We start from the raw sequence: 26,629 nt of genomic DNA on the forward strand, positions 1-26,629 counted from the left end.
ACCGCATGACGCGCGGGCCTTGACCGGCTCATGCGCGGGCCTTCACCGGCTGACGCCGACACTCACAGGCTGAGGCGAGGGCCTCGGCCGGCTTGCGGCAGCGGACGAGCCGCCGCGCCGCACCCCCCGCGACACCACCCCGACAGGCGCGGTCCGGTCCGCTGCGCGGCGGTGGTGGGACGATGCATCCACGTCGCGGAGAGGACGGACGGGCATGGCCGAGCTGCACGACCTGACAGCGCTTCAACAGGCGGAGATGATCCGGCAAGGGGAACTCTCGCCGGTCGAACTCACCGAGCACTACCTCCGGCGGATCGACCGACTGGATGCGAAACTGGGTGCGTTCATCACTGTCACGCCCGAGATCGCCCGTAAGCAGGCCGCCGAGGCCGAGGCCCAGGCGCGCACCGCTCGCGAGCAGGGCCGGGAACTGCCGCCGCTGCACGGCGTACCGGTGCCGGTGAAGGACCTCAATCCGGTGGCGGGCGTGCGCTGCACCTACGGCTCCGAGGCGTACTCGGACCACATCCCGGACACCGACGACCATGTGGTCACCAAGCTGCGTGCCGAGGGCACGATCATGCTCGGCAAGACCAACACCCCCGAATTCGGGCTCCCTTGCTACACCGAGGGCCGGCTCGCGCCCCCGGCCCGTACACCCTGGGACCTCGACCGGTCGGCCGGAGGGTCGAGCGGCGGCGCGGCCGCCGCGGTCGCGGGCGGCCTGGCACCGCTCGCGCACGGCAGCGACGGCGGCGGCTCGATCCGCATCCCGTCCTCGGTGTGCGGCCTCTTCGGCATCAAGCCGAGCCGCGGCCGGGTCAGCGCGGGCCCGCTCCTGCACGACGTCAGCGGGCTCTCCACGTCGGGCCCCATCGCCCGTACGGTCGCGGACGCGGCGGCTCTGCTCGACACGCTGGCCGGTCCGATGTCGGGCGACCCGTACTGTGCGCCCTCCCTGCCCGCGGGCGATACCTTCCTCGCGGCGGCCCTCCGCCGTCCCGCCGGGCGACTGCGCGTTGCCTTGCTGCTCACCCCGCCCGTACCCGGCGTGGAGCTCCACCCCGACTGCCGTGCGGCAGCCCTGTCCGCCGCGGAGCTGCTCCGCGAACTCGGCCATCACGTCGAGGAGTTGGCGCTGCCCATGGACGGCAGCGTGGGACGCGCCTTCACGACCGTGTGGGACGTCATGGCCCTCACCCGGCCGGTCCCGCCCGGCACCGACGGCCTGTTGCAGCCTCTCACCCGTCATCTGCGCGAGCGCGGCCACGAGGTCTCGGGGCCGGGTTTCGCCGAAGCGCTGTACGCGTTCCGCATGCTCGGGCGGATGGTCGCGGACGCCCTGCTCGCCCCCGGGGAGGGCTACGACGTGATCCTCACCCCGACGCTGGCCCAACCCCCGGCCATGGTGGGCCAGTTGCGCAACGATGAGGACCCCGGGGCCGAGTTCGCCGGCCTCGCCGCGTTCACGCCCTTCACCCCGCTCTACAACGCCACCGGCCAGCCGGCGGTCAGCCTCCCGCTCCACTGGACGGACGAAGAGCTGCCGATCGGGGTCATGTTCGGCGGCCGCTACGGCGAGGAGACGACGCTGCTCTCGCTCTCCGCCGAACTGGAGGAGGCCCGCCCCTGGACGGGGCGGCGGCCTTCCGTCTGGTGACGGTCCGTGCGCCGCGGCCGGGTTGGCGGGCCGCGGCGAGTCCGGGTTCCCCGGACCCGGCGCGGTACCGGCCGTTCAGCTCGTGCGCTCCACCATCAGCCGGGACCCGTCGGCGCCCTCGCCGAGACGGTCGTCGGGGTTGGACAGCACGCACTTGTCGAGCGACAGACAGCCGCAGCCGATGCAGTCGGTGAGATGGTCGCGCAGCCGGTTGAGCTGCTGGATGCGCTGATCGAGTTCGGAGCGCCAGGCCTCGGAGAGCCGCGCCCAGTCCTCGCGGGTCGGGGTGCGCTCGTCGGGCAGTTCGGCGAGCGCACCGCGGATCGTGGCGAGCGGGATGCCGACGCGCTGTGCCGCGCGGATGAAGGCGACCCGGCGCAGGGTGTCGCGGGTGTAGCGGCGCTGGTTGCCGGAGGTGCGCCTGCTGCTGATCAGGCCCTTGTTCTCGTAGAAGTGCAGCGCGGACACCGCCGCCCCGCTGCGCGCGGAGAGCTGGCCGACGGTGAGCTCGGACACGGAGTGGGGAATCTGCGGCACAGCTCCCAACCCTACGTCGGCGACGCGTTGACAGAAGCCCTCCCCGGAACCATGCTGGACTACTGAGCAACCGCTTAGTACGTACGGCGTCCACTGGAGGCATGGAGATGGCGGAACCCCGGGTCTTCTCATCGCTCGACGAACTGCGGTCGGCGGTGGGCGAGCAGCTCGGCTTCAGCGACTGGCTGGAGATCGACCAGAAGCGGATCGACCTGTTCGCGGACGCCACCGGTGACCACCAGTGGATCCATATCGACCCGGAGAAGGCCGCGGCCGGACCGTTCGGCACCACCATCGCCCACGGATACCTCACACTGTCGCTGCTCCCCGCGCTCGTACCGCAGCTCATGCGGGTCGACGGCGTGCGGATGGGCGTCAACTACGGCTCGAACAAGGTCCGTTTCCCCTCTACGGTGCCGGTCGGCTCGCGGGTGCGCGCCACGGCCGGAATCGTCGGCATCACGGAGGTCGAGGGCGGCGTGCAGCTCACGACGAACGTGACGGTGGAACGGGAGGGCTCGGAGAAGCCGGTGTGCGTCGCGGAGACGGTCAGCCGCTTCTACCTGTAGGTCCGCTGTGGCGCCGACAGCGGGCGCGCCGGTCAGCCCTTCGGGGCCGATCCGACCATGCGCAGGACGAGGTCGGCGTACAGCTTCCCGACGTCGTCGGGCGTACGCCGGCCCTCCGGGTTGAACCAGCGGGCCACGTCGATGCACAGCGACAGCACGGCGAGCGACGTGCCGGGGATGTCCGGGACGTCGAAGTCGCCCGCGTCGACGCCATCCTGGATGATCGACCGCACCGCGGCGTCGACTTCACGGCGCAGCCCGACGATCTCGGCGTAGTGCTCCTCCCCCAGCGCACCCAGCTCGTACTGGACCACGCGGGCGGTGGTGTGGCGCTCGGCGTGCCAGCGGACGAAGGACCGTACGGCGGTGCCGAGGCGTTCGGCGGGGGTACCGCTGCCGGCCGCCGCGTCCGCCATGATGCGCAGCGAGAGGCGGTGGCCGACGCTGCTGATCTGGTAGAGCAGCTCTTCCTTGGTCTTGTAGTGGATGTAGAGGGCGGCCGGGCTCATGCCCGCGCGGCCCGCGATGTCGCGGGTGGTCGTCGCGTGGTAGCCGCGCTCGGCGAAGGCCTCGACGGCCGCGATCACCAGCCGCCTGGCCGCGTCGGGAGCGATGTCCTCCCACTGCTCGGCCCGCTCCCCGGCCGCCCTCTCCGCCTCGGTGCCCATCGCACGCACGCCCCGTTCCTCCACCCGGCGGGCCCTCCGCCGGCAGGACGAACACCATACCTCCGAACCTGAGCAAGCGCTTAGGGGGCGGTAGGCGCACCGGCGGGCCCTCGGACGTCCGCGAGCGGGGCCGTCGGCGGGCGCACAAGGCACGGGGCGGGGCGGCAGGCGCGAGGGGTCAGAACGCGGACGCGCCGGTCAACGCCCGCCCGATCAGCAGCTTGTGGATCTGGCTGGTGCCCTCGTACAGGGTCATCACCCGGGCGTCCCTGAGCAGCTTGCCCGCGGGGTACTCGTCGATGTAGCCGTATCCGCCGAACACCTGGAGAGCGTTGTTGGCGCAGCGCACCGCGGCCTCGCTGGCGTAGAGCTTGGCGACCGAGGACTCGGTGGCGTACGGCAGCCCGCGCTCGATGTGGTCCGCGACGCGCCAGGTCAGCAGCCGGGCGGCGTCGACGTCCACCGCGATGTCCGATATCAGCTCCTGGACGAGCTGATGCTGGGCGATCGGACGGCCGAACTGCTCGCGCTCCCCCGCATACCGCACGGCCGCGTCCAGGCATGCCTGCGCGAGGCCGACGCAACCCGCCGCGACCGACATCCGGCCCTTGGCGAGCGCCGACATGGCGACGGAGAAGCCCTTGCCCTCGGGGGCGATCATGGCGGAGCCGGGTACCCGGACGCCTTCGAGCACCAGCTCGGCGGTGGCCTGACCGCGCAGCCCGAGCTTGCCGTGGATCTCGCGGCGGGTGAGGCCGGGGGTGTCCGCGGGGACGAGGAAGGCGCTGATACCCCGGTGCCCGGGTTCCTCGCCCGTACGAGCGAAGAGCAGGACGACGTCCGCCCAAGTGCCGTTGGTGATGAACATCTTGGTGCCGTCGATGACCCAGTCGCCGCCGTCGCGGACCGCGCGGGTGGTGAGGTGCGCGGCGTCGGAGCCGGTGCCGGGCTCGGTGAGACCGAAGCAGCCGACGGCCTCACCGGAGCAGAGCTTCGGCAGCCACTCGCTCCGCTGCTCACCGGTCCCCCAGGTCGCGATCGATTTGGCGACCAGACCGAGCGAGACGGAGAGGATCCCGCGCACCGCGGAGTCTCCGCGCCCGAGCTCCTCGGTGACCAGGACATAGCTGAGGTGGTCCCCGCCGGAGCCGCCGAACTCCTCGGGAACGGTCAGCCCCAGGAAGCCGAGGTCGCCGAGCTTCTTCACGACGCCGCGGTCGACGCTCTCGGCCCGGTCCCAGGCCACCGCGTTCGGGACGATCTCGCGGTCGGTGAAGTCCCGGGCGAGCCGGCGGACGGCGTCCTGCTCCTCGGACAGCTCAAGGTTCACGGCGCGCACCTTTCACGGATCTCGGGGGCCATGGATTCCGCGGGCACCCTCGTAAATTAGCAGTGCTAGTTTCTGGTGGGCGGCCTCTACTATGTGCCGCATGGCCCGCCCCCGCAAGCCCCTGCTCAGCCGCGACCGGATCGTGGACACAGCCCTGGCGCTGATCGACGCGGAAGGGCTGGACGCGGTGTCGACACGGCGGCTGGCCGCGGAGCTCGGGGTGAGCGGCCCGTCGCTCTACAACCACGTCAAGGGCAAGGACGAGATTCTGGACGCCGTCGCGGACACGGTCGTCGGCCAGGTCGATCTGTCGATGTTCGACGCGGCGTCCGGGGACGGAGCCGGAGCCGGGGTGGACTGGCGTACGGCGCTGCTGACGTGGGCGCGCTCGTACCGGGCGGCCCTGGCCGCGCACCCCAACATCGTGCCGTTCCTCGCCCGCGGCCCCGGCCGCCGGCCCGCCGGACTGCGGATGGCGGATGCCGTCTTCGGCGCCATGGTGGGCGCGGGCTGGCCGCCCGCGCAGGCGACGAGGATCGGCGCCCTGATGCGCTACTTCGTCGCGGGCTCGGCACTCGGCTCCTTCGCCCGCGGCTTCGTCGACGACGCGACCGCCTACGACCCGGCCGACTACCCGCACTTGGGCCAGGCCCACCTGCTGGCGGACCATCAGCAGCAGGTGGACGAGGGCGCGTTCGAGACGGGCCTCACGGCCCTGGTGGACGGACTGGCGCTGCAGTACGAGCAGATGCGCGTGAGCTGACCACCCCGGCCCGAGCGCCCTGCGCCGCTCCGGGGAGGAGGGTCAGAAGATCACCAGCGCGCGGCCGCCGCGGCCCGCGAGCATCGCGTCGAAGGCCGCCGGGATGCCGTCCAGGCCGATCCGGTCGGTGACCATGCCCGCCAGGTCCAGACGTCCGGCGCGGATGTGCTCGGCGAGCACCGGAAGGTCCCTGGCCGGGTCGCAGTTGCCGTAGACGCAGCCGGAGAGGGTGCGGCCGAAGTGGAAGATCTCCAGGGCCGAGAAGGAGACCTGCTCCTCCTTGCCACCGATGCCGACCACCGTGGTGCGGCCTCCGCGGCGGGTCGAGTCCCAGGCCGCGCGGATGGTCGCGGCACGGCCCACGCACTCGACGGCGACATCGGCACCGTGCCCGCCCGTCAGCTTGCGGATCCGCTTGGCCGTGTCCGGGGCGGAGACCAGGAACTCCGTCGCGCCCGACTTGCGCGCCAACTCCTCCTTGCCGGGGGCCACATCGACGGCCACGACATGCCCGGCTCCCGCGATCCGGGCCGCCTGGATCACGGCCAGCCCGACCCCGCCGACGCCGAACACCGCGACGGACTCGCCCTCGCGTACCCGCGCCGCGTGATGGATCGCGCCGTATCCGGTGAGGACGGCGCAGCCGAGCAGGGCGGCGTCCGTGAGCGGCACGCCGTCCGGCACGGGCAGTGCGGCGTGCGCGGAGACCACGGTCTCCTCGGCGAAGACCGCGCTGCTCAGGCCGGGATAGAGATCCTGGCCGTCCGCGGTACGGGCGTACGGAACGGCGGCCCCCGCCATGGCGTTGGCGCACAGCCATGGCTCGCCCAGCCCGCAGTAGTGGCAAGCGCCGCAGGAGGGCGCCCAGTTGAGAACCACCCGGTCACCGGGGGCGTGCGAGGTGACGCCGTCACCCACGGCGGTGACGGTGCCCGCGCCCTCGTGGCCGAGGACGGCGGGGACGGGCTGGCGCAGGGTGCCGTTGGACAGCGACAGGTCCGAGTGGCACACCCCGGCCGCGGCGAGTCGTACCCGCACCTGGCCGGGGCCGGGCTGCGGGAGATCGATCTCCCGCAGCTCCAGCGTCGCGTTGACAGCGGGCAGAACGGCGGCGCGGATCACGGATTCTCCCTCGGGATACGGGTGTTCATCGGGTCGGCGGACGCCTCCCGGGTCGGCCGGCGGATGTCGGTGGCGCCGGGCGCACTGCCGGCCGTGATCAGAACTGGAGCGACTTCGTCTGGAGGTACTCGGTCAGGCCGTGGGCGCCCAGTTCGCGGCCCACACCCGACTGCTTGTAACCGCCGAACGGGGCAAGGGGGTTGAAGCGGCCCCCGTTGATGTCGACCTGGCCGGTGTCCAGACGCCGGGCGAACGCCACCGCCTCGTCCTCGTCCTCCGACCAGACCGCGCCCGCGAGCCCGTACACCGTCCCGTTGGCGATCCTCACGGCGTCGTCCTCGTCCTCGTACTTCAGGATCGTGATGACGGGGCCGAAGATCTCCTCCTGCGCGATGGTCATCTCGGGGGTGACGTCGGCGAAGACCGTCGGGCGGATCCAGTAGCCCCGTTCGCGGCCGTCGGGGGCGTCCGGGCCGCCCGCGACGACACGCGCGCCCTCCGCCGTGCCGCGCTCGATGTAGCCGCGGACGCGGTCGCGCTGCTTGGCACTGACGACCGGACCGAGACGGCTCTCGGCCGCGCCCGGGTCGCCGGGGACGTACTTGGCCGCCGCCTGCTGCGCGAGTGCGACCGCCTCGTCGTACCGGGCGGCGTCCACCAGCATGCGGGTCCACGCACTGCAGGTCTGGCCGGAGTTGGCGAAGACGTTGGCCACACCGACCTTGACCGCCCGGATCAGGTCGGCACCCGGGAGGATCACATTGGCGGACTTGCCGCCGAGTTCGAGGGCGACCCTCTTGACCGCGCCGCCCGCGACCGCGCCGATCCGCCGGCCGACGGCGGTGGAGCCGGTGAAGGAGACCAGATCCACGCCGTCGTGCTCGGCGAGGGCCTGCCCCGCCACCGGGCCGAGGCCCGTGACGAGGTTGAACACCCCGGCGGGCAGGCCCGCTTCGTGTGCGGCTTCCGCGAAGAGCTGGGCGACCAGCGGGGTGTCCTCGGCGGGCTTGAGGACCACGGTGCAGCCCGCGGCGAGGGCGGGCGCCACCTTGGCGACGATCTGGTGGAGCGGGTAGTTCCAGGGGGTGATCGCGCCGACGACGCCGACCGGCTCATGCAGAACGGTGGAATTGCCCACCTTCTCCTCGAAGGCGTACGAGGCGGCCAGTTCGGCGTAGCTGCCCGCGACGGCGATCGGCAGATCGGCATGCACCTTCTGCGAGAAGCCGATGGGCGAACCGAGTTCGGCGGTCACGGTCTCGGCGATCTCGTCGCGGCGGGAGGCGAGCGCGTCGCGCAGGGCGGTCAGGCGCGCGGCCCGCTCGGCCGGCGGGGTGGCCGCCCAGCCGGGGAACGCGGCGCGGGCGGCGGCCACAGCGGAGTCGACGTCCTGGGCGGTCCCGGCCGGCACCTGGGCGATGACCTGCTCGTCGGCAGGGTTCACCACCTCGATCGCGGTGGTCCCGGCGGACGGCCGCCAGTCCCCGTCGATGTACATGCCGTCGTGGGCCTTCATCGCATCCTCCCGCACTGTCGGGCGTTCTCCGCGCCGAGTTCTCGGTACGGCTCCGGCGGGCCTTCCGGGCACGCCGTGCGGATCTCCGCACGAGCCCAAACTAGCGGCGGTAGTTTTTTGCCGCCAGGGCGGGGCGCGTGGGTCCCGTCACGCCGCCTCGATTGTCAGTGCCCCCTGCCATGCTCGGCTTCACGCGGCAGATCGGCAACGACCGGCCCGGATCGGACCACGGGACAAGGGGGGACGATCACGCCGACGAACCACACTCGGGCGTCGGAGCGTCGCGTCATGGATGGGGCGGACGGGCGGTGCCGTTGTTGTCGCGCGGCGACTCGATCCGGTCGAGGTCGAGAACGAGTGCAGTGAGCCAGACCTCGATGTCCGCGGCGAACAACCGCCCCTGCGCGGACGGAATCCCGGCAGCGATGTCATGCCATGGATCGGCCAGCGGGACGACCATGCCTGGCAGTTCCGTGCCCGAGTGGGCACCTTCCTGCGTTCTCTCCCGCACGTCCCGGCCAGCGCCGTGTCCGTCCGGCGCCGTGCCGGTGCGGAGACGGTCGGCCAGATCGTCGTACGCCGAGCTCAGACTGTCCGCCGCTTCCTGGAGTTCCGTGGCCGAGCGCGGCCATGGCGCGAGGCAGCCGGGCGGGCAGGTCAGCAGCAGCGACTGGCCGCCCCACACCATGCGGTAGCCGGCGACCATCGCCGTCTGCCAGTCCACCGTGTGCATACGCGGGTCGGGGCGCTCCGACTGGTACTGCGCATAGGCCGCGTCGGCGAGGAACATCGCATGCCGTGCCCGCGGCAGCGCCCCCTCGGGGTGTCCGGTGCCGGTGAGCACGGCCACGGTCTCGCGGGCGGCGGTGGCGGCCGCGGGCAGGAAGGCCGACGCCGCGCGTCTCAACTCGCCCGCGCCGCCCCGGGGCCAGGCGAGCAGCCCGATGACGGCGCCGACCACTCCACCGGTCACGATGTCGATGAACCGCGCCTCGGCGAGCTGCCAGTTGGCGGTGGCCAGTTGCGTGAAGATCGTGGCGACCGCCAGCGTGAACAGGCCCTGCATCCAGGCGAGGCCGAGGACCGGGCCGAGTGTGAAGGCGATCAGCAGGGCGGCCGGCATCGCCGCCTCGTAGAACGTCGGGTTGTCGCCGACGACGTACAGGATGAGTCCGCTGGCCACCGCGCCGGCGAGGGTGCCGGTGAAGGCCGGACCCAGATTGGTCCGGGTGTCGGCCGCGGAGGTCCGCATCAGGCTCAGGGTGGCGAGCAGGACCCAGAACCCGTGGGCCAGGTCGAGCTGCCCGGCGATCAACCGGGCCAGGGCAAGGGCGACCGCGACGCGTACCGCGTTCTGGAAGGACACCGAGCGCGGGGTGAGACTGGCCCGGATGCGCCGCCACCACAGGGCGTGCCCGGGGGCGTACGCGAACCAGAACGGGCCCGGCCGCTCCCCTCGCGGCGTGGGGTCGGACGGCACAGGCGCGCCGACGGCGATCCGTACGCCCGTGGCGAGGAAGCGCACGCCTTCGGCGGCCTGGAGGGCCATCGCACCGCGGCGGAGCCGCTCGGTGTTCGTGCCGGCGACCGGGACGTCCGTGCCGTCGGCCCGGTGCTCGGCAGGACCGGGGTCGGCAGGACCAGGCCGGGCGGGGCCGGTGTCATCGTGAGCGGATTCGGGGGAGGCGGATTCGGTGGGACCGGATTCGACAGGGGCGGATGCCGCGGGGGCGGCGTCGACAGGGCCGGGGTCGGCATGGGCATGCGTCGCGGAAGACGTCTCTGTACGCGCCGGGAGCGAGGCGGTCGCCTCCTCGTGGTCACGCGCGGAACGGGCCGTCTGGAACACGTTGATGCACGCCACCAAATGATCGAGATCCGGCGGCATGGCACCTCGGCGGGCGAGGGCGCGTCCCGCCCCGCGGGTGGTCCGGGCCGCGTCGCGCAGCAGCCCTGCGGCTTCGGGGAACGGCACCGGCCGCGCGGCCTCCACCGCCGCGATCCCCTGCACCTGCTCGAAGACGAACCGGATGGCCGCGCCCGCCTGGCTCAGCGCCCGGTCCTTGGCGCTGGGCGACACCGGCCGCTCGGACAGCGGCAGGCGCGAGGGCCGGATCGCCTCCGTACAACGGCGCGCAGCGGCCTCCGCCCCTTTCAGCCCGGGCAGACCGTCCGGTTCCTGCGGAGCTTCTTGTCCTTGCTTCTGCGGGCCTTGTTCCTGCGGGCCTTGTTCCTGCGGGCTGTCCGGCCGTTGGTGCGGGGGTGGTGGCCCCTCCGTCTCCCGGCCATGAACCTCCTTGTCCGGGCCGGGCGCCGCAGGCGAGCCGCGCCCCTCGTCCTTCGCGGCGGACATCCCGGCGAGCTGTCCCGCCACCAGATCCGCGTACGCCGCGACCGTCCCCGCTGCCTCCGCGAGGCGCCGTTCGTACGGGATCGGCGCCGGATCCGGCCAGAGCAGCAACTCGGCCGCGATGAGCAGCCCGACACCGACGGTGACGCCGACCAGGCGGGCGTCCAGCGTTCCGGGCTCGTACGGCGGGAAGCAGGCCAGCATGTAGAAGAGCTGCAGCCCTGCGGTCACACCCAGGAAGCGCGGTCCTCCCACGCCGGAGAACGTGACGAGGAAACCGACGGCGAACATCCCGGCCGCCGCGGCCCACGTGCTCCCTGCCAGCAGCGTTCCCGCGGTGACGAGCGCATAGGCGGCGGGAAGGGCCACGAGCAGGGTCCGCGCGCGGTGCAGGGGCGGCCCGGGTACCTGTGAGAGGGCACCGAGAGCGATCACGCCGAAGATCGCGTAGATCGCCATGACGTCGTTGCCGATGGCGTGACGGCAGAGCGAGAACGCGACGCTGGCCGCGATCGTGATCCGAAGCGCACGTCGGAACGACGGCAGAACCGGGCCGCGCAGACGAGGCAGGCGGATCCCGCCGGGCATCAGGTCACCACCCCCCATGACCGCCGGGGCACAGAACCAGACTCGCATGCCGTGCCGGGACCCGCGCGGCGCCGCGGAGGACAGCAGGCTGGGGCGGCTGTTCGGAGGCAGTCCCGGTCGGCCACACGGGGGCCGGACCCGGCGGCCCCACGGCGACGGACCCGAACGGCATCCCGGGGTCGGGCCCGGCGGCATCACAGGCCGCATCCGGGCGGCACCAACGGGGCGGACCCCGGCTGCATCACGAGGGTCGGCCCCGGCGCACCATCGGGCCGGACCCCGACGGCATCACGGGGAATCGCGCCGGCCGCACCACCAGGCCGCACCCGGGCGGCACCAACGGGGCGGACCCGTCCGCGTACGGGCGGGCGCGAGGAAGCCGAGACCCTTCCCGAGACGCCCGGCCCGCCCCGGTGGCCCCGCCCGCCCCGGAGTCTCGACCCACCCCGGGTGTCCCGGCCCAGCCCGGTGTCGCGGCCCCCGTTCACGCGGCCGAGCGCCCGCCGCGGCTCCGTGCGACGCTGAAACCGCCATGACTGCTGCTCACGCGAGACCGGACCCGCGATGACCGCTCACGCGACGCCTGCCGACGGGCCCGCCGGCGCGAGCGCGGCCGGGTTCGACGCACTGTTCGCTGACCTTCGCGAGCGGGCGGCCCGGCAGGGGGCGGACGGGCCGCGCGGCGCCCTGACGTACATCGGCCCCGGAGAGGTGCTGGCCGCGGCCGCCGAGGTACGGGCCGGGCGCACCGTCACCCTCGCCGCGCCCGTGGAGACCCGGCCGGAGCCCGACGACCCCGACCCCGGCCGCCACGAGATGACCGCATGGGCCGCGCAGGACACCGGTCCCGGCCCGGCCTTCGCGCGGGACCGTTTCGCGATGAACGTGCACGGCGACGCGGACAGCCATCTCGACGCCCTCTGCCATGTCATCTACGGCGGCACGCTGCACGGCGGTGTGCCCGCGGCCACCGTCACCGAGGCCGGCGCCGAACAGCTCACGGTCGAGACGGCGCGCGACGGCATCGCGGGGCGTGGCGTCCTGCTCGACATTCCGCGGCTGCGGGGCGTCCCCTGGCTGGAGCCGGGCGACCATGTGACCGCGGGTGAACTCGCCGCCGCCGAGGAGGCCCAGGGTGTACGGGTCGGGCGGGGCGACATCCTGCTGGTGCGGACCGGACACCGCAGGCGGCGCAACGAGCTGGGGCCGTGGGCCGGCACCCGTGCCGGACTGCATCCCGGCGCCGCGGAGTTCGTGGCCGAGCGCCGGGTGGCCGTACTGGGCAGCGACAGCAACAGCGACGTGGCGCCGGGTCTGGTCGCGGATGTGGGGTACCCCGTGCACGTGCTGGCCGTGCACGCGCTGGGTGTGCACCTGCTGGACTATCTGCAGTTCGAGGATCTCGTGCCGTTGTGCGAGGCGGAGCGGCGCTGGTCGTTCCTCTGCGTCGTCGCTCCGCTGCGGCTGCCGGGGGGCACGGGTTCGCCGGTCAACCCCATCGCGATTCTGTAGCGGCGCCCCGGCCCTCATCCACGCCTCGGCCGTCTCCCGCGGCCCGGCCGTCTCCCGCGGCCCGGTCCTTTTCCGCGGCCCGGTCCTTTTCCGCGACCCGGCCCCGGGCCTCCTCCGGAGTGGCGAACCGCGTCTCGCACGCGGCTCCCTCCCCGCTCGGGTGCTCCGAGCACCGGGACTCCGGTGCGTCCGCGCCGGTTGTGTCCCCGGCACCCTCCGCACCCTCCGCGCCGGCCGTCCTCTCCGCGTTCGCCGTACCCCCCGCTCTCCCGGGCCCGGGCCGGCGCAGCGGCCGGGCCGCCGTGCCCGCCGCGGCGAGGAGCAGGACCCCGAGCATGCCGAACGGCGCGGCCGTCCCCGCAACTCCCGCCACCAGCCCGGCGGTTGCGGGCGCGGCGACCTGGCCGAGGCGGTTGCCCGTCAGCCGCAACGCGAGAGCGGTGGAGCGGGCCGCCTCCGGCGCCGCCTGCACCACGGTGGTCATCGACAGCGGCTGCCCCACGCCCAGACAGAAACCCAGCGCCGCAAGCAGCACGCCGAGCGCCCAGGCGGGCAGTGGCACAGCGATGCCCGCGCACAGCAGCGCCGCGGCCAGACAGCTCAGGACCAGCAGCGCCGTACGGCCCAGCAGCCGGATCATGGGGGTCATCACGAGCCGGCAGGCGATGGTCGCGGCGGCCCGCAGGCTCAGCAGCAGTCCGATCGTGGCGGGTGCGATGCCGCGGTGCTCGCCGACGACCGGGAGGTACGCGGTGAGGATGTCGGTGGCCGACAGCACGGCGAGGCTGGTGAACATCCCGGCCGGGACGCCCCGGGTGCGCAGGATCCGGTGGACCGGCACCCGTACCGTGTCTGCGGCCGCCGCCCGTAGGGGCAGGGCGTCGCGCCGCTCGATGCGCCGGAGCGCCGTGCAGGAGAAGGCGGCGACGGCGGCCGAGACGAGCAGGGCCGTGGCGCTCGTACGGGCCATCGCCCCGTCGTGGCCGGAGACCAGCAGCCCCGCCGCGACGGGGCCGACGAGCTGTCCGAGGGAGGCGCCGATCGTGAAGTGGCCGAAGTTGCGGTCCTGTTCGGCGGGGGCGCTCTGCCGGGCCACGATGCTCTGCGCGCCGATCACGAACGCCAGGTGGCCCAGCCCCATCACCCCGCTCCACGCGGCCATCGCCGCGAGAGAGGTGGCCAGTCCGCTCAGCGCACATCCGGCGGCGATGAGGGCGACGCCGACGGGCAGCAGCGGCGCGCACCGGCCGTGATCCGTACGGCGCCCGAGGGGCACCGCGGCGAACAGCGGCAACAGGGCGTACACGGCCGCGATGACGCCGACGGCCCGGGCGTCGGCTCCCAGGGCGAGGGCCCGGTAGGAGACGGCGGGTCGCGCCATGGACACCGCCCCTTGCGCGAAGGCGAAGGCGATGACCAGGCGGATGAGCCAGCCCCTGCCGGGCCCTGCATACGTCACGGTCGTGTGTTTCCGGTCGTTCCGATGACTGTCCTGTGCGGCTGTTCGGTCACCTGTGCCGCCGTTCGGTCAGATGATGCCGAAGAGGAGTGCCGCCGCGAGCACCACCAGTGAGGTGAGCGCGGCCCACTTCACCGTAAACCTGGTGTGGTCGCCGAACTCGACCCCGGCCATGCCGACGAGCACGTAGACGGCCGGGACGAGCGGGCTCGACATGTGCAGGGCCTGGCCGATGAGCGAGGCGCGGGCGATCTCGACCGGCGCGACCCCGTGCGCGGCACCGGCCTCCGCGAGGATCGGCACGATGCCGAAGTAGAAGCCGTCGTTCGACATGAAGTACGTGAACGGGATGCTCAATACGCCCGTGACAAGGCCCATGTGGGGGCCCATGCCCTCGGGGATCGCGTCGACGACCGCCCGCGCCATGTGCTCGACCATGCCCGTGCCGGTGAGGACGCCGGTGAAGACCGCGGCAGCGAAGACCATGCCGGAGACATTGAGGACGTTGTCGGCGTGTGCGGCGATACGGGCCTTCTGGTCGGGCATGTGGGGGAAGTTGACCGTCAGCGCGATGGCCGCGCCCAGCAGGAAGAGCACCGGGATCGGCAGCGTCTGCAGCACCAGCAGGGTGATGAGCGCGGCGGTGAGCGCCGCGTTGAACCAGTAGAGCCTGGGCCGCAGCGTGGGGCGGTTCGGGTCGAGGACCGCCGAGTCGTGGGCGCCGTCCTCGCCGTCCTCGGCTCCGCCCCGGCTCTCCTCGCCGTCCTCGTCGACACCGGAGCCCGAGCCCGAGCTCGAACCCGGGCCGCCGAGGCTCTTCTTCGGCCGGTTCCCCGAGCCCCCGCCCGCACCGGCGAGGGACGCGGCGCCCGCACCGGCGCCGATCAGGACCTGCTCGGAATCCGCGGTACGTTCGCCGGTTCCGGCCGCGGTGACGGCACCGGGCTCGCGGTCCTCGTCGAGGGTGAGCAGCCCGAGCCGCCTGCGCTCGCGCAGCCCGAGGACGTAGGCGAGTCCGAAGACGAAGAGCAGACCGACGGCGAGGGCGGGGATCATCGGGACGAAGATGTCGCCCGCGTCCAGCTTGAGCGCGGTGGCGGCACGCGCGGTCGGGCCGCCCCAGGGAACGGTGTTCATCACGCCGTTGGCCGTGGCGGCCACCCCGGTCATCACGACGAGGCTCATCTTCAGCCGCTTGTAGAGGGGCAGCAGGGCGGAGACGGTGATCATGAACGTCGTCGAACCGTCGCCGTCGAGCGAGACGATCGCGGCGAGGAGGGCGGTGCCGACCACGACGCGCATCGGATCGGCTTTGCAGAACCGCAGGATGACCCGGACGATCGGGTCGAAGAGACCCACGTCGATCATCACGCCGAAGTACACGATGGCGAACATCAGCATGGCCGCCGTGGGCGCCAGATCACCGATGCCCTTGAGCACATAGTCGCCGAGCCGGGCGCCCTGGCCGACCAGGACGCAGAACAGCGCGGGGATGAGCACCAGCGCAGCCATCGGGGACATCTTCTTGGCCATGATCAGCGCCAGGAAGGCGGCGATCATGACGAATCCGAGGATTGTCAGCATGTGGACACCTATCGTTCGCCCGTGATCTCCACCGTGGGGTTCGGCGGTCCGGACGACCGTAGGGGGCCGAATTCAGGCCCAGCAAGACCCGAAGGCGTGAGCAATAAGCGCAAAAGGCCAGGTCAAAGCCGTACGTTGACATCGTGCCGCCCACCCGGGCCTCCCCGGCCGCCTTCTCCTGCTCGCGGCCGGGGTCGTTCCGGCGGACCTCACCCCGCCGAAGCCACCTGCACAGGGAACCCGTTGAGCACCGCCGTGCCCGACAGGGGATCGAGCCGCGTGCCGTCCAGGAGCTGGTTGACGTTCACCCCGGCGTCCTCGGCCGCGACCGCGAGGCGCGTCCCCGGTCGGTCGTGCCCCCAGCCGTGCGGCAGGCTCACCACCCCGGCCCGTACGGCGTCGGTCACCTCGACCGGGACGAGCAGTTCACCGCCGTCCCCCTTCACACGCGCCGCCTCGCCGTCGGCGAGGCCCAGCCGGGCCGCGTCGTCGGGGTGCATCTGGAGCGTGCAGCGGTTGCTTCCGCCCCTGAGGGCGGGGACGTTGTGCATCCAGCTGTTGTTGGACCGCAGATGGCGGCGGCCCACGAGCAGCAGCCCCGCCGGCCGCTCCGACAGCGCGGCCCGGAGCCGGGGCACATCGGCGGCGATGGGTGCGGGGCACAGCTCGACCTTGCCGCTGCGGGTCCTGAGCACCTCCTGGATACGGGGGTTCAGCGCGCCGAGGTCGATGCCGTGCCGGTGGGCGAGCAGCTTCTCCAGACTCAGGCCGCCCCTCCCCTGGCTTCCGGCGTGCGGCACTCCCGCACCGCCGAAGCCGTCCCCGTACGGCCCGAGGCGCAGCATGAGGTCGAGCCGCCGCTCGGCTCCGGTGCGGCCGGTCAGCCGGGCGGCCAGCTCCCCCGGGTCCCTGCCGTGGACGGGCGAGTGCGGGTCGGCGACGGCCTTGTTGAGGGCGGTGTCGACGGCCATGGCGTCGACGTCGGCGGGCCCGGCGGAACCGTGCAGACCGCTCACGCACAGCACCAGACGGGCCAGGATCTCGCACTCGTCGGGACGGCCGTCGGGGAGCGGGACCGCCTCGCGCGTGTAGCGGGCCTGGTTGCGGACGGCGAAGTTGTTGAAGGCGAAGTCGTGGTGCGCCGCCTGCGAGGGGCGGGGCGGGGGCAGCACGACATGGGCGTGGCGTGACGTCTCGTTCAGGTACGGGTCCACGCTGACCATGAAGTCGACGCCGCCCAGGGCCCGGTCGAGACGGTCCCCGTCGGGCGCGGAGAGCACGGGGTTGGCCGCCACGGAGATCACGGCCCGGACGCAGCCGTCCCCGAGGGTGTCGATCTCCTCGGCCAGCGCGGCCAGCGGGAACTCGCCCTTGGCCTCCGGGTGCCCGCCGACCCGGCTGTGCCACCGGCCGAGCGCGAAGCCCTTGCCGGGCCGGGCTCCCCCGGCGGAGGGCCGGGGTGCGCGGGCGGTGGCGGCGAGCGGGAACATCGCTCCGCCGGGCCGGTCGAGGTTGCCGGTGAGCGTATTGACCACATCCACCAGCCAGTTGGCGAGCGTGCCGAACTCGACGGTGGAGCTGCCGACGCGGCCGTAGACGGCGGCGGCCGGGGCGGCGGCCAGCTCGCGGGCGATCGTACGGATCTCCTCCACCGTCACATCGCACGCCTCCGCGACGGCCTCGGGCGTGAACTCGTCCACCAGGGCGCGGACGTCCTCCACCCCCTCCACGCACTCCTCCAGCGCGCCGAGGTCGACCAGGCCTTCGGCGAAGAGGACCTGAACGAGGGCGGCGAGGAGGAGGGCGTCCGTGCCGGGACGCACGGCCACGTGCCTGTCGGCGAGTTCGGCCGTACGGGTGCGGCGCGGATCGATGACGGTGAGCGTGCCGCCGCGGCGGCGCAGCGCCTTGAGCCGGCCCGGGAAGTCGGGGGCGGTGCACAGACTGCCGTTGGAGTCGAGCGGGTTGGCGCCGATCAGCAGCAAGTGATCCGTACGGTCGAGGTCCGGTACGGGGATGGCGAAGGCGTCGCCGAAGAGCAGCCCGCTGGAAACATGCTTGGGCATCTGGTCGACGGTGCTGGCGGTGTAGAGGTTCCGGGTGCGCAGCGCGCCCAGCAGCAGCGGCGGATAGAGGGCCCCGGCCATGGTGTGGACATTGGGGTTGCCGAGGACGACCGCCACCGCATCCGGCCCGTCGCGCTCGATCAGCGGCCGCAGCCCCGCGGCCACCGCGTCGAACGCCTCCTCCCAACTCGTCTCCTCCAGGCGCCCTCCGCGGCGCACAAGGGGCCGGGTGAGCCGGTCCGGGTCGCCGTCGAGTTCCCCGAAAGCGGCACCTTTCGGGCAGATGAAGCCGGCACTGAAGACATCGTCCCGGTCGCCGCGGGCGCCGGTGACCCGGCCCTCGCCGTCGATCGTCAGCGTGAGACCGCACGTGGCCTCGCAGAGCGGGCAGATGCGCAGGGCGGTACGGCCGGCGGTGTCGGACATGGTCCCTCCCGGTGGGACTGCGGCGGCTGGCTACGGCGGGGTCGACGGCATCGCCATGACCATACCGACCGGTTGGCATCCTTGTCAGTCGAGCCGACGACGGGGTACGGGCGGGATGGCGACGGGGCACTGACGGGATACCGGCACCCGCCCCTCCGGCGAGCGGTCCGGCCCTGCCGGATCAGTCGAGGACGCGCGCGAGGTAGGCGCGCAGCAGCTCCTTGGTCTCGGCGATGATCACCGGATCACCCGAGGGCTCGTTGCGGAACGCCAGTTGCAGGAGCGCGTCGGACGCCTCCACGCACACCACGAACACCCGCATCAGGTCGGCGTCGTCCGTGCTGCGGCCGAGGGGCTCGGCCAGGAGCGCGCACAGCCGTTCCGCGACCAGGGGGTTGGCGCCGCCCGGCGGGCGGTCGGCCGGGGCGGGCACGCTGAAGTCGAGCAGCGCGAAGCCCGGCATGTCCTTCTTCATGCCGACATAGACATCGAGGACGATGTCCATCGCGCGCCGCCAGTCCACCGTCCCCGCGGCGTCCACCGCGTCCGCGACGCGGGCGATGTAGACGTCCAGATTGCGATGCGCGAGCGCATCGGCCATGGCGCGCTTATTGCTGAAGAAACGGTAGACGGATCCGATCGGCACGCCGGCCCGCACGGCGACGGCCCGCGTACTGAGGTCCTCGTAGCCGGTCTCGTCCAGCACGTCGGCGCAGGCGTCGAGGATGCGGGCGAGGCGGTCGGCGCTGCGCCGCTGGACGGGCATGCGCCGCAATTGCGGGCCGGGCTGCTGCTCTGTCGACGGGTGCACGGCCCCATCATGCCGCGAGGCCTCGTTGACGCACCCATGCGGTGATTCCTATGGTCTGACATAGGAATCGTTGAGCGGCGGGAGCACGCAATGAGCGGCACGGGCGGCGAGCAGGCGAGGAAGACGGCCGAAGGGCTGGCATACCTCTCGGGATTCGGTAATGAGCACAGCTCCGAGGCGATTCCCGGGGCCCTGCCCACGGGCCGCAACTCACCCCAGCGCGCCCCCCTCGGGCTGTACGCGGAGCAGCTCAGCGGCAGTGCGTTCACCGAGCCGCGCCACCACAACCGCCGCTCCTGGCTCTACCGCATCCGACCCTCCGCCGCTCACCCCCGGTTCAGCCGTATCGACAACGGCGCGGTGCGCTCCGGCCCGTTCGAGGAGACGGTGCCCGACCCCAACCGGCTGCGCTGGAACCCGCTGCCCGAGCCGGACGCCCCCACCGACTTCGTCGAGGGGCTGTGGACCCTCGGCGGCAACGGCGACGTGACGCAGCGCACCGGCATGGCCGTCCACCTCTACGCCGCGAACCGCTCCATGACCGACCGGGTCTTCTCCGACGCCGACGGCGAACTGCTGATCGTCCCGGAGCGCGGCGGGCTGCTGCTGCGCACCGAGCTCGGGATGCTGAGCGTCGAGCCCGGCAGGATCGCGCTGATCCCGCGCGGCGTCCGCTTCCGCGTCGAACTGCTCGACGCGGCGGGTGAGGGCGAACCGGCCGCCCGCGGCTATGTCTGCGAGAACTACGGACAGCCCTTCACGCTCCCCGACCTCGGGCCCATCGGCGCCAACGGCCTGGCCAACGCCCGCGACTTCCTCGCGCCCACCGCCGCGTACGAGGACACCGAGGGCCCGGTCGAGGTGATCAACAAGTTCTGCGGCAACCTCTGGTCGGCGACGTACGACCACTCGCCGCTCGACGTCGTCGCCTGGCACGGAAACCATCTGCCGTACGTCTACGACCTGCGCCGCTTCAATGTGATGGGCACCATCAGCTACGACCACCCGGACCCGTCGATCTTCACCGTGCTGACCTCGCCCTCCGACACCCCGGGCCTGGCGGGCGTGGACTTCGTGGTCTTCGCGCCGCGCTGGCTGGTCGGTGAGGACACCTTCCGGCCCCCGTACTTCCACCGCAATGTGATGAGCGAGTACATGGGCCTGATCGAGGGCGCCTACGACGCCAAGGCCGAGGGCTTCGTCCCGGGCGGCGGCTCGCTGCACAACATGATGTCCGCGCACGGGCCCGACCGGGAGACGTTCGACAAGGCGAGCGCCGCCGAGCTGAAGCCGCAGAAGATCGACGACGGCCTGGCGTTCATGTTCGAGACCCGGTGGCCGGTGACGGCCACCGGGCAAGCGCTGTCGGCCGGCCATCTCCAACAGGGCTACGACGACGTGTGGCAGGGTCTGCAGCGGAACTTCCGCCCGTAGCGGGCCGCCCGAAAGCAGCGGAGCCACCGTGACCGCCTTCGCCCCCGACTCGCTGGTCCTGAACCGCAAGCTGCCGCTGTGGTATCAGGTCTCGCAGTCCCTGCGCGCCTCGATACTGGGGCGCCGCCCGGACGCGCCGCTGCGACTGCCCACCGAGGGCAGCCTCGCGGAGCACTACGGCGTGAGCGTGCTGACCATGCGCCAGGCGCTCAAGGAGCTGGAGGCGGAAGGGCTGATCAGCCGGCACCGGCGGCGCGGCACGTTCATCGAGCCCGCCGCCCGCCCCGGCGCTCCCGTACGGCTGCTGGGCTCGGTGGATGCCATCGTGGCCCAGCAGTCGGGCGAGTCCGCGACCGTGCTCGACCACGGGCGGGCGCCCGTGCCGGCGGAGCTGGCCGAGCACTTCCCGGGCGCGCGGGAGGTGATGCGGTACCGGCGGCTGCGCTGCGACGGCAGCAGCGGCGAGCCGACCAACTGGGCCGAGAACATGGTGCTTCCCGAGCTCGCCGAGCGCATCGACCTCGACGATCTGACCCGCTGGCCGATGACCAAGGTGCTGCGCGACGTGGTGGGCGTGACGATCAGCCGCATCACCGACACGGTCGAGGCGCGGCTGGCCGACCCGGAGACGGCGCGCCTGCTGGGCGTGCCGCTGCTCAGCCCGATCCTGCACTACACGGGTGTGACGTACGACGACGAGGGGCGCGTCGTCGACGTCGCCCGTATCCACTACCGGGGCGACGCCTTCTCCTTCACGGTCACGCTCGACGCGTGACGCTCGACGCGTGACGCCTGACGCCTGACGCCTGACGCCTGACGCCTGACGCCTGACGCGTGACGCCTGACGCTCGACGCGTGACCCGGGGCCCGGGGCCCAGGGCCCAGGGCCCAGGGCCCAGGGCCCGGGAGCCGGAAGCCCGGGAGCCGCACGGGCTCCTCAGCGGGGTCCGGGGCGCAGCACCGGCCGCAGGGCGTCCAGCACGGAGGCGTCCTCGATCGTCGAGGGCACCGGCTCCTCGCGACCCTCGGCGATGGACCGCATGGACTTCCGAAGGATCTTCCCCGAGCGGGTCTTGGGCAGACCGGCCACGATGTCGACGTCCTTGAAGGCCGCGACCGGGCCGATCTCGGACCGGACGGCCGCGACGAGTTCGTCGCGCAATTGCCCCGGTTCGGTGTCGACCCCGGACTTGAGCACGACCAGACCGCGCGGCACCTGGCCCTTCAGCGTGTCCTCCACGCCGATCACGGCGCATTCGGCGACGGCGGGGTGGGCGGCGAGCACGGCCTCCATGGAACCCGTGGAGAGCCGGTGCCCGGCCACGTTGATCACGTCGTCCATGCGCCCCATGACGAACAGATAGCCGTCCTCATCGACGTATCCCCCGTCCCCGCTCAGGTAGTAGCCCTCGAAGCGCGAGAGGTAGGAGTCGACATAGCGCTGGTCGTCGCCCCAGAGCGTGGGCAACGTGCCGGGCGGCAGCGGCAGTTTGATGCAGATGGCACCCTCACGGCCGGGCTCCGTCTCCGCGCCCGTCTCGTCGAGGATGCGGATGTCGTAGCCGGGGACGGGGACCGTCGGGGAACCGGGCTTGATCGGCATCGGCTCCAGGCCACGGAGGTTGGCGGCCACCGGCCAGCCGGTCTCGGTCTGCCACCAGTGGTCGACGACCGGAACACCGAGCGTGTCCGTGGCCCACTGGTAGGTCTCGGGGTCGAGCCGCTCGCCCGCGAGGAAGAGGGTGCGGAATCCGCTCAGGTCGTGACCGGCCAGAAGCCCGGCCCCGGGGTCGACCTTCTTCACGGCCCGCAGGGCGGTCGGGGCGGTGAACAGCGCCTTCACCCCGTGCTCGGCGATCACCCGCCAGAACGCGCCGGCGTCCGGGGTGCCGACGGGCTTGCCCTCGTAGAGCACGGTGGTCGCGCCGACCAGCAGGGGCGCGTAGACGATGTACGAGTGGCCGACGACCCAGCCGACGTCCGAGGCCGTCCACCACACGTCCCCCGGACCGATGTCGTAGATCGCGGACATCGACCAGGCCAGGGCGACGGCATGACCGCCGTTGTCGCGTACAACTCCCTTGGGGCGCCCGGTCGTTCCGGAGGTGTAGAGGACGTAGAGCGGGTCGGTCGCCGCCACGGGAACGCAGTCGGCCGGCTGGGCGCCCGCCATCAGCTCGTCCCAGTCGAGCTCCTGCGGGCCCGCCGTGTCCTTGCGGAGGTCGGCGCGGGCCTGTTCGCGCTGCAGGACGACGACGGCGTCCGGCCGGTGCGCGGACAGCCGCAGGGCCTCGTCGACGATGGGCTTGTACTCGACGATGCGGCCCGGCTCGATCCCGCAGGACGCGGAGAGGACGACCTTGGGCCGGGCATCGTCGATGCGCGCCGCCAGCTCCTTGGGCGCGAATCCGCCGAAGACCACGGAGTGCACCGCCCCCAGCCGCGCGCAGGCGAGCATCGCGACGACGGCCTGGGGCACCATCGGCAGGTAGATGACGACGCGGTCCCCCGCGCCCACGCCCAGACCGCGCAGCGCCCCGGCGAACCGGGCCACCTCGTCGCGCAGTTCGGCGTACGAGAACGAGCGCCGCTCCCCCGTGTAGGCCGAGTCGTGGATCAGGGCCGTACGGTCGCCGTGGCCCGCGGCAATGTGCCGGTCCAGCGCGTTGTGGCAGGTGTTGAGCCGTCCGTCGGCGAACCAGCGGTAGAAGGGCGGCCGTGTGGCATCCAGCGCCCGTGTCGGCGACCGGTCCCAGTCGATCGCCTCCGCGGCCCGGAGCCAGAATGCGTCGGGGTCGCGCAGACTGCTGCGGTGGGCGTCCTCGTAACGTGCCACGTCAAGCTCCTGATTTCTTCGGCTTTCCCTCAGTGTGGCCCACCTCTGCGGTCCGGGACCGTGACGCACGCCGCTTGATCCGTTTCCGGCTTCACTCGGGCACGACTCGGGCACACCGATCGGCGGGATCGGTCCCGGGCCTCGGGCCCGACTACGGGACGGGAGCCGCGGGTACGATGCGGGACGACGCGACGGGGCGAGGCGGCGGCCGGTTCGGCCGCCATCGGGGAGGACGACCGCGTATGGCGGAGCGGGACGCTGGTGGGGACGTCATGCCGTCCCCGGGCGTCGAACCGGCCCACGACACCGCCGCTTCCCACGACGCCGCCACTCCCCGCGACACCGTCCCGTCCCCCGATGCCCTCTCGTCCCGCGACACCCCGGCGACCCACGAGGCCCCCTCGTCCCGGGACACCCCGCCGGCCCGCAGTGCCGCATCCGCTCACGGCGCCGCACCGGCCCATGACGTCACGCCGCCGCACGACGCGCCCCTGCTCGCGGACCTCATGCCGTGGTCGGTCGCACCGCTGCGCACCGGGCGGGTCTGGCCCCTCGCGCCCGACCCCGCCTCCCTCAAGGCCCGCTGGAACGCCCTGCTGCGCGCGCCGGACCCGGCCGCGCGCCAGGCCCTGTTCCAGCCCTCCCGTGCCCGTACGGTGCACGTCGCCGTGCCCCAACTCCCGGGCCATACCGCCCCGACCGCGCCCATCGCCGGGGAGAGCGGCCCCTGCCCCGAGCCGGTCCGGGTCCTGCACGGGCCGTTCGACCGGCAGTGGTTGATCCCCGACCACCGGCTGATCGACATGGCCCGGCCCGAACTGTGGCGGGTCGCGGACGAGCACCAGACGTTCGCCGTGGAGCCCGGCCATGTGCCGCACGACACGGGCCCGGCGCTGGTCTTCTCCGCGGTCCTGCCCGACGGGCGCTCGCCCGCGGGCCGCCCCGGCCGCATCCGCCCGCTCCACCGGCGCCCGGGCGGGCGTGAACCCAACCTGGCACCCGGTCTGCTCGACCACCTCGCCGACCTGCTCGGCCTCCCCGTCACGGCCGAGGACGTCCTCGCGTGGGTGGCCGCAGTCTCCGGCCGCCGTCCGGAGGGTGTCGCCGTCCCTCTGACGGCCTCCCCGGAGACATGGCGTACCGGTGTCGCTCTGGGCCGCCGCCTGCTGTGGCTGCACACCTACGGCGCACGGTGCGCGGCGGCGCCGGGTGAGCGGCCCAAACTCCCGGGCGGCAGACGGCCGTACGTCCGGGCAGCGGTCCCGACCGACCAGCGCACCCTGGCCGGCACGCTGAGCCACGACCCGGAAGAGGGGGCGCTCCACCTCGGTTCGGGCCGCATCTCCCCCGTACCGGCGGCCGCTTGGGAGTTCCACGCGGGCGGCGTACGGGTGCTGGAGCGGTGGTTCGAGGTGCGGACCGCCACGGGGACGCCCGGCGGGCTGGACGCCGTACGGCCCGCGGCGTGGCCGCAGGAGTGGACCTCCGAGCTGCTGGAGCTGATCACGGTGCTGTCCATGATCGACGAACTGCGGCCGGAGCGCGCCGCGCTGGCCGCCCGTATGGCCGACGGCCCGCGTCTCACAGCCGTGGACCTCCGCCGCGCGGGCGTCCTCCCGGCACCCGCCGCGGCCCACCGTCCGGCGTCGGTGCTGGACCACCACGAGGAAGGCCCGAACGGCCAGTTCGCGCTGCTCTGACGGCCGCCGTGCCGCTCCCGGCCGCCGCGCCGGACGGGGGGCCCGTGGCGAGCGGGGTGTCCGAAGCGATAGGACACCTGTCATGGACAACACCGCGCCCCAGCCGCTCCCGCTGGACGGGATCACCGTCGTCGCCGTCGAGCAGGCCGTCTCCGCCCCGTTCGCCACCCGGCAGCTCGCCGATCTGGGAGCCAGGGTGATCAAGGTGGAACGGCCGGACGGCGGCGACTTCGCGCGGGCCTACGACACCTCCGTGCACGGACTCGCCTCGCACTTCGTCTGGGCCAACCGCGGCAAGGAGTCCATCGCGCTCGACCTCAAGGACGAACGCGGGCTGGAGATCCTCCGGCAACTCATCGCCGGCGCCGATGTCTTCGTGCAGAACCTCGCCCAGGGCGCGGCAGCCCGGCTCGGACTGGACGCGGCCGCGCTCTGCGCCCTCCACCCGAAGCTCATCGCCGTCGACGTCTCCGGCTACGGCCCGGACGGCCCCTACGCGCACAAACGGGCCTACGACATGCTCGTGCAGTGCGAGGCCGGTCTCGTCTCGGTGACCGGCACCCCGGAGCAGCCGGTCAAGGCGGGCATCCCGGCGGCCGACATCGCCGCGGCGATGTACGCGTTCTCGGGGGTGCTCGCGGCGCTGCTGCGGCGCGGGACCACGGGCCGCGGCGGCCCGGTCGAGGTGTCGATGTTCGACGCGCTCGCCGAATGGATGGGGCACCCGCTGTACTTCGGGATGTACGGGGGCCGGCCGCCCGCGCGTACAGGCGTGGCGCACGCCGTCATCGCCCCGTACGACGCCTATCCGACGGCCGACGGCCCGCTGGTGCTGCTGTCGGTCCAGAACGACCGGGAGTGGGGCAGGCTCGCCCAGCAGGTGCTGGAGCGGCCGGAGTTGGCGGTGCACCCGGACTTCGCGACCAATGTGGCCCGCACCCGCAACCGTACGGAGACGGATGCGGCGGTCGGGGAGGCGCTGGCCCGGCTGACCGCGGAGGAGGCGATCGCACGGCTGGAGCGGGCGGGCATCGCCTGCGCCCGGCTGAACGGAGTGGCGGAACTGGCCGGCCATCCGCAGCTCGCCGCCCGGAACCGGTGGCAGGAGACCGGCTCACCGGCCGGACCGCTGAAGACGCTGGTGCCGCCGATCACGCTGCCGGGGGGTGAGGAGCACCGGGCCGGTGACGTACCGGGACTGGGGGAGCACACCGACGCGCTGCTGCGCGCCCTGGGAGTGACGGACGTCCAGGTCGGCGCGCTGCGCCGGGACGGGGTGGTCGCCTGACGCACCCGGGCGACCACCGGAGGACCCAGGCCGACGGGAACGGCGGCCGGCGGCCTGGGTGGGGAGCGAAAGGCGTCAGTGATTGCCGAAGAGCGAGCGGCGCAGCCTGCGCAACGGTGCGAAGAGCTTCACCCGCGCGCTTCTGCTCGTCCGGGAGCGCTGCACGTCGTGCGACGCTATCTCGCGCATCAGCAGGGTCGCTTCCTCCGCCTCGCGCTGCGGCACGGCAGGGCCGGACAGCACGGCGAGATGGCGGTCCAGGCGCCTGCTGGACGCGCCGGTTCCGCATTTGATCGCAGGTACACGAGCCCTGCTGTGCATTGCTATCTGTTCCATGAGACTCCCCACCCAAACGAGGGCACCCGGCCCGGGCAGATTAACCCTACCGTCCCGTCACGTCACCCGCGCAT

The 26,629-nt window shown here is 73.0% G+C and carries 20 protein-coding genes; 8 read left to right on the forward strand and 12 right to left on the reverse strand.

Going from position 1 to position 26,629, the window contains the following annotated elements:
• Window positions 1-214 precede the first annotated feature (214 nt).
• A complete protein-coding gene (locus tag ACGFNH_RS07850) occupies window positions 215-1,660 on the forward strand; it encodes an amidase (RefSeq protein ID WP_393652131.1) in 1,446 nt (481 codons plus the stop codon).
• A gap of 75 nt (window positions 1,661-1,735) precedes the next feature.
• Here ACGFNH_RS07850 and soxR read toward each other — a convergent pair whose 3' ends face one another.
• Window positions 1,736-2,197, reverse strand: coding sequence for a redox-sensitive transcriptional activator SoxR (gene soxR, locus ACGFNH_RS07855; RefSeq protein WP_393652132.1), 462 nt, complete (start codon window positions 2,195-2,197; stop codon window positions 1,736-1,738).
• A 107-nt stretch (window positions 2,198-2,304) separates the two neighbouring features.
• On the opposite strand from soxR, the gene ACGFNH_RS07860 reads away from it, so the two are divergent.
• Complete coding sequence (locus tag ACGFNH_RS07860; RefSeq protein WP_393652251.1) at window positions 2,305-2,766, forward strand: MaoC family dehydratase; 462 nt, start codon at window positions 2,305-2,307, stop codon at window positions 2,764-2,766.
• A 32-nt stretch (window positions 2,767-2,798) separates the two neighbouring features.
• On the opposite strand, the gene ACGFNH_RS07865 is transcribed toward ACGFNH_RS07860, so the two are convergent.
• Together ACGFNH_RS07865 and ACGFNH_RS07870 are read right to left on the reverse strand one after the other, a co-directional pair.
• Window positions 2,799-3,434: a TetR/AcrR family transcriptional regulator gene (locus ACGFNH_RS07865; RefSeq protein ID WP_393652252.1), complete on the reverse strand. Its 636-nt coding sequence runs from the start codon at window positions 3,432-3,434 to the stop codon at window positions 2,799-2,801.
• A gap of 178 nt (window positions 3,435-3,612) precedes the next feature.
• A complete protein-coding gene (locus ACGFNH_RS07870; protein WP_393652133.1) occupies window positions 3,613-4,764 on the reverse strand; it encodes an acyl-CoA dehydrogenase family protein in 1,152 nt (383 codons plus the stop codon).
• 100 nt (window positions 4,765-4,864) lie between these two features.
• Here ACGFNH_RS07870 and ACGFNH_RS07875 point away from each other — a divergent pair, with 100 nt between their 5' ends.
• The gene (locus ACGFNH_RS07875; RefSeq protein ID WP_393652134.1) at window positions 4,865-5,527 is read left to right on the forward strand and encodes a TetR/AcrR family transcriptional regulator; all 663 of its coding nucleotides are present in this window, start codon (window positions 4,865-4,867) and stop codon (window positions 5,525-5,527) included.
• Window positions 5,528-5,569: 42 nt separating this feature from the next.
• Here ACGFNH_RS07875 and ACGFNH_RS07880 read toward each other — a convergent pair whose 3' ends face one another.
• From ACGFNH_RS07880 to ACGFNH_RS07890, 3 genes are all read right to left on the reverse strand, one after another.
• Entirely contained in the window at window positions 5,570-6,649 is a 1,080-nt protein-coding gene (locus ACGFNH_RS07880; protein WP_393652135.1) for a Zn-dependent alcohol dehydrogenase, read from the reverse strand.
• A 97-nt stretch (window positions 6,650-6,746) separates the two neighbouring features.
• On the reverse strand, window positions 6,747-8,165 hold the full coding sequence (locus ACGFNH_RS07885; RefSeq protein ID WP_393652136.1) for an aldehyde dehydrogenase family protein: 1,419 nt from the start codon (window positions 8,163-8,165) through the stop codon (window positions 6,747-6,749).
• Between the two features lie 286 nt (window positions 8,166-8,451).
• On the reverse strand, window positions 8,452-11,103 hold the full coding sequence (locus ACGFNH_RS07890; RefSeq protein ID WP_393652137.1) for an FUSC family protein: 2,652 nt from the start codon (window positions 11,101-11,103) through the stop codon (window positions 8,452-8,454).
• A 564-nt stretch (window positions 11,104-11,667) separates the two neighbouring features.
• Between ACGFNH_RS07890 and ACGFNH_RS07895 the strand changes: the two genes are divergently transcribed.
• The gene (locus ACGFNH_RS07895; RefSeq protein WP_393652138.1) at window positions 11,668-12,615 is read left to right on the forward strand and encodes a cyclase family protein; all 948 of its coding nucleotides are present in this window, start codon (window positions 11,668-11,670) and stop codon (window positions 12,613-12,615) included.
• Here the strand turns inward: ACGFNH_RS07895 and ACGFNH_RS07900 are convergent.
• From ACGFNH_RS07900 to ACGFNH_RS07915, 4 genes are all read right to left on the reverse strand, one after another.
• Window positions 12,593-14,074 (reverse strand): MFS transporter, encoded by a 1,482-nt coding sequence (locus tag ACGFNH_RS07900; protein WP_393652139.1) that lies wholly within the window; start codon window positions 14,072-14,074, stop codon window positions 12,593-12,595. The two genes, ACGFNH_RS07895 and ACGFNH_RS07900, sit on opposite strands and share 23 nt — an antisense overlap.
• A gap of 69 nt (window positions 14,075-14,143) precedes the next feature.
• On the reverse strand, window positions 14,144-15,658 hold the full coding sequence (locus ACGFNH_RS07905) for a CitMHS family transporter (protein WP_393652140.1): 1,515 nt from the start codon (window positions 15,656-15,658) through the stop codon (window positions 14,144-14,146).
• A gap of 209 nt (window positions 15,659-15,867) precedes the next feature.
• Window positions 15,868-18,150, reverse strand: a complete 2,283-nt coding sequence (locus ACGFNH_RS07910; RefSeq protein ID WP_393652141.1) for a molybdopterin oxidoreductase family protein — start codon at window positions 18,148-18,150, stop codon at window positions 15,868-15,870.
• A 181-nt stretch (window positions 18,151-18,331) separates the two neighbouring features.
• A complete protein-coding gene (locus ACGFNH_RS07915; RefSeq protein WP_393652253.1) occupies window positions 18,332-18,916 on the reverse strand; it encodes a TetR/AcrR family transcriptional regulator in 585 nt (194 codons plus the stop codon).
• Between the two features lie 135 nt (window positions 18,917-19,051).
• On the opposite strand from ACGFNH_RS07915, the gene hmgA reads away from it, so the two are divergent.
• Together hmgA and ACGFNH_RS07925 are read left to right on the forward strand one after the other, a co-directional pair.
• Window positions 19,052-20,395 carry a homogentisate 1,2-dioxygenase gene (hmgA, locus tag ACGFNH_RS07920; RefSeq protein WP_393652142.1) on the forward strand — a complete coding sequence of 448 codons (1,344 nt, stop codon included), beginning with the start codon at window positions 19,052-19,054 and terminating at the stop codon, window positions 20,393-20,395.
• A 28-nt stretch (window positions 20,396-20,423) separates the two neighbouring features.
• On the forward strand, window positions 20,424-21,170 hold the full coding sequence (locus tag ACGFNH_RS07925) for a GntR family transcriptional regulator (RefSeq protein WP_393652143.1): 747 nt from the start codon (window positions 20,424-20,426) through the stop codon (window positions 21,168-21,170).
• Window positions 21,171-21,332: 162 nt separating this feature from the next.
• On the opposite strand, the gene ACGFNH_RS07930 is transcribed toward ACGFNH_RS07925, so the two are convergent.
• Window positions 21,333-23,264, reverse strand: a complete 1,932-nt coding sequence (locus ACGFNH_RS07930; protein ID WP_393652254.1) for a propionyl-CoA synthetase — start codon at window positions 23,262-23,264, stop codon at window positions 21,333-21,335.
• A gap of 473 nt (window positions 23,265-23,737) precedes the next feature.
• Between ACGFNH_RS07930 and ACGFNH_RS07935 the strand changes: the two genes are divergently transcribed.
• Both ACGFNH_RS07935 and ACGFNH_RS07940 read left to right on the forward strand, forming a co-directional pair.
• Window positions 23,738-24,931: a type ISP restriction/modification enzyme gene (locus tag ACGFNH_RS07935; protein ID WP_393652255.1), complete on the forward strand. Its 1,194-nt coding sequence runs from the start codon at window positions 23,738-23,740 to the stop codon at window positions 24,929-24,931.
• A gap of 82 nt (window positions 24,932-25,013) precedes the next feature.
• The gene (locus ACGFNH_RS07940) at window positions 25,014-26,219 is read left to right on the forward strand and encodes a CaiB/BaiF CoA transferase family protein (protein WP_393652144.1); all 1,206 of its coding nucleotides are present in this window, start codon (window positions 25,014-25,016) and stop codon (window positions 26,217-26,219) included.
• A 75-nt stretch (window positions 26,220-26,294) separates the two neighbouring features.
• Here ACGFNH_RS07940 and ACGFNH_RS07945 read toward each other — a convergent pair whose 3' ends face one another.
• Window positions 26,295-26,555 carry a hypothetical protein gene (locus tag ACGFNH_RS07945; RefSeq protein ID WP_393652145.1) on the reverse strand — a complete coding sequence of 87 codons (261 nt, stop codon included), beginning with the start codon at window positions 26,553-26,555 and terminating at the stop codon, window positions 26,295-26,297.
• Window positions 26,556-26,629 lie beyond the last annotated feature (74 nt).

Source organism: Streptomyces sp. NPDC048639 (assembly GCF_043199075.1).
Classification (GTDB): domain Bacteria; phylum Actinomycetota; class Actinomycetes; order Streptomycetales; family Streptomycetaceae; genus Streptomyces.

Coding starts and splice junctions, on each gene's coding strand:
- ACGFNH_RS07865 (WP_393652252.1), bottom strand. CDS start 3,434: ATGGGCACCGAGGCGGAGAGGGCGGCCGGGGAGCGGGCCGAGCAGTGG.
- ACGFNH_RS07935 (WP_393652255.1), top strand. CDS start 23,738: ATGCCGTGGTCGGTCGCACCGCTGCGCACCGGGCGGGTCTGGCCCCTC.
- ACGFNH_RS07940 (WP_393652144.1), top strand. CDS start 25,014: ATGGACAACACCGCGCCCCAGCCGCTCCCGCTGGACGGGATCACCGTC.
- ACGFNH_RS07885 (WP_393652136.1), bottom strand. CDS start 8,165: ATGAAGGCCCACGACGGCATGTACATCGACGGGGACTGGCGGCCGTCC.
- ACGFNH_RS07875 (WP_393652134.1), top strand. CDS start 4,865: ATGGCCCGCCCCCGCAAGCCCCTGCTCAGCCGCGACCGGATCGTGGAC.
- ACGFNH_RS07850 (WP_393652131.1), top strand. CDS start 215: ATGGCCGAGCTGCACGACCTGACAGCGCTTCAACAGGCGGAGATGATC.
- ACGFNH_RS07895 (WP_393652138.1), top strand. CDS start 11,668: ATGACCGCTCACGCGACGCCTGCCGACGGGCCCGCCGGCGCGAGCGCG.
- ACGFNH_RS07860 (WP_393652251.1), top strand. CDS start 2,305: ATGGCGGAACCCCGGGTCTTCTCATCGCTCGACGAACTGCGGTCGGCG.
- hmgA (WP_393652142.1), top strand. CDS start 19,052: ATGAGCGGCACGGGCGGCGAGCAGGCGAGGAAGACGGCCGAAGGGCTG.
- ACGFNH_RS07910 (WP_393652141.1), bottom strand. CDS start 18,150: ATGTCCGACACCGCCGGCCGTACCGCCCTGCGCATCTGCCCGCTCTGC.
- ACGFNH_RS07945 (WP_393652145.1), bottom strand. CDS start 26,555: ATGGAACAGATAGCAATGCACAGCAGGGCTCGTGTACCTGCGATCAAA.
- ACGFNH_RS07915 (WP_393652253.1), bottom strand. CDS start 18,916: ATGCCCGTCCAGCGGCGCAGCGCCGACCGCCTCGCCCGCATCCTCGAC.
- ACGFNH_RS07905 (WP_393652140.1), bottom strand. CDS start 15,658: ATGCTGACAATCCTCGGATTCGTCATGATCGCCGCCTTCCTGGCGCTG.
- ACGFNH_RS07890 (WP_393652137.1), bottom strand. CDS start 11,103: ATGCCCGGCGGGATCCGCCTGCCTCGTCTGCGCGGCCCGGTTCTGCCG.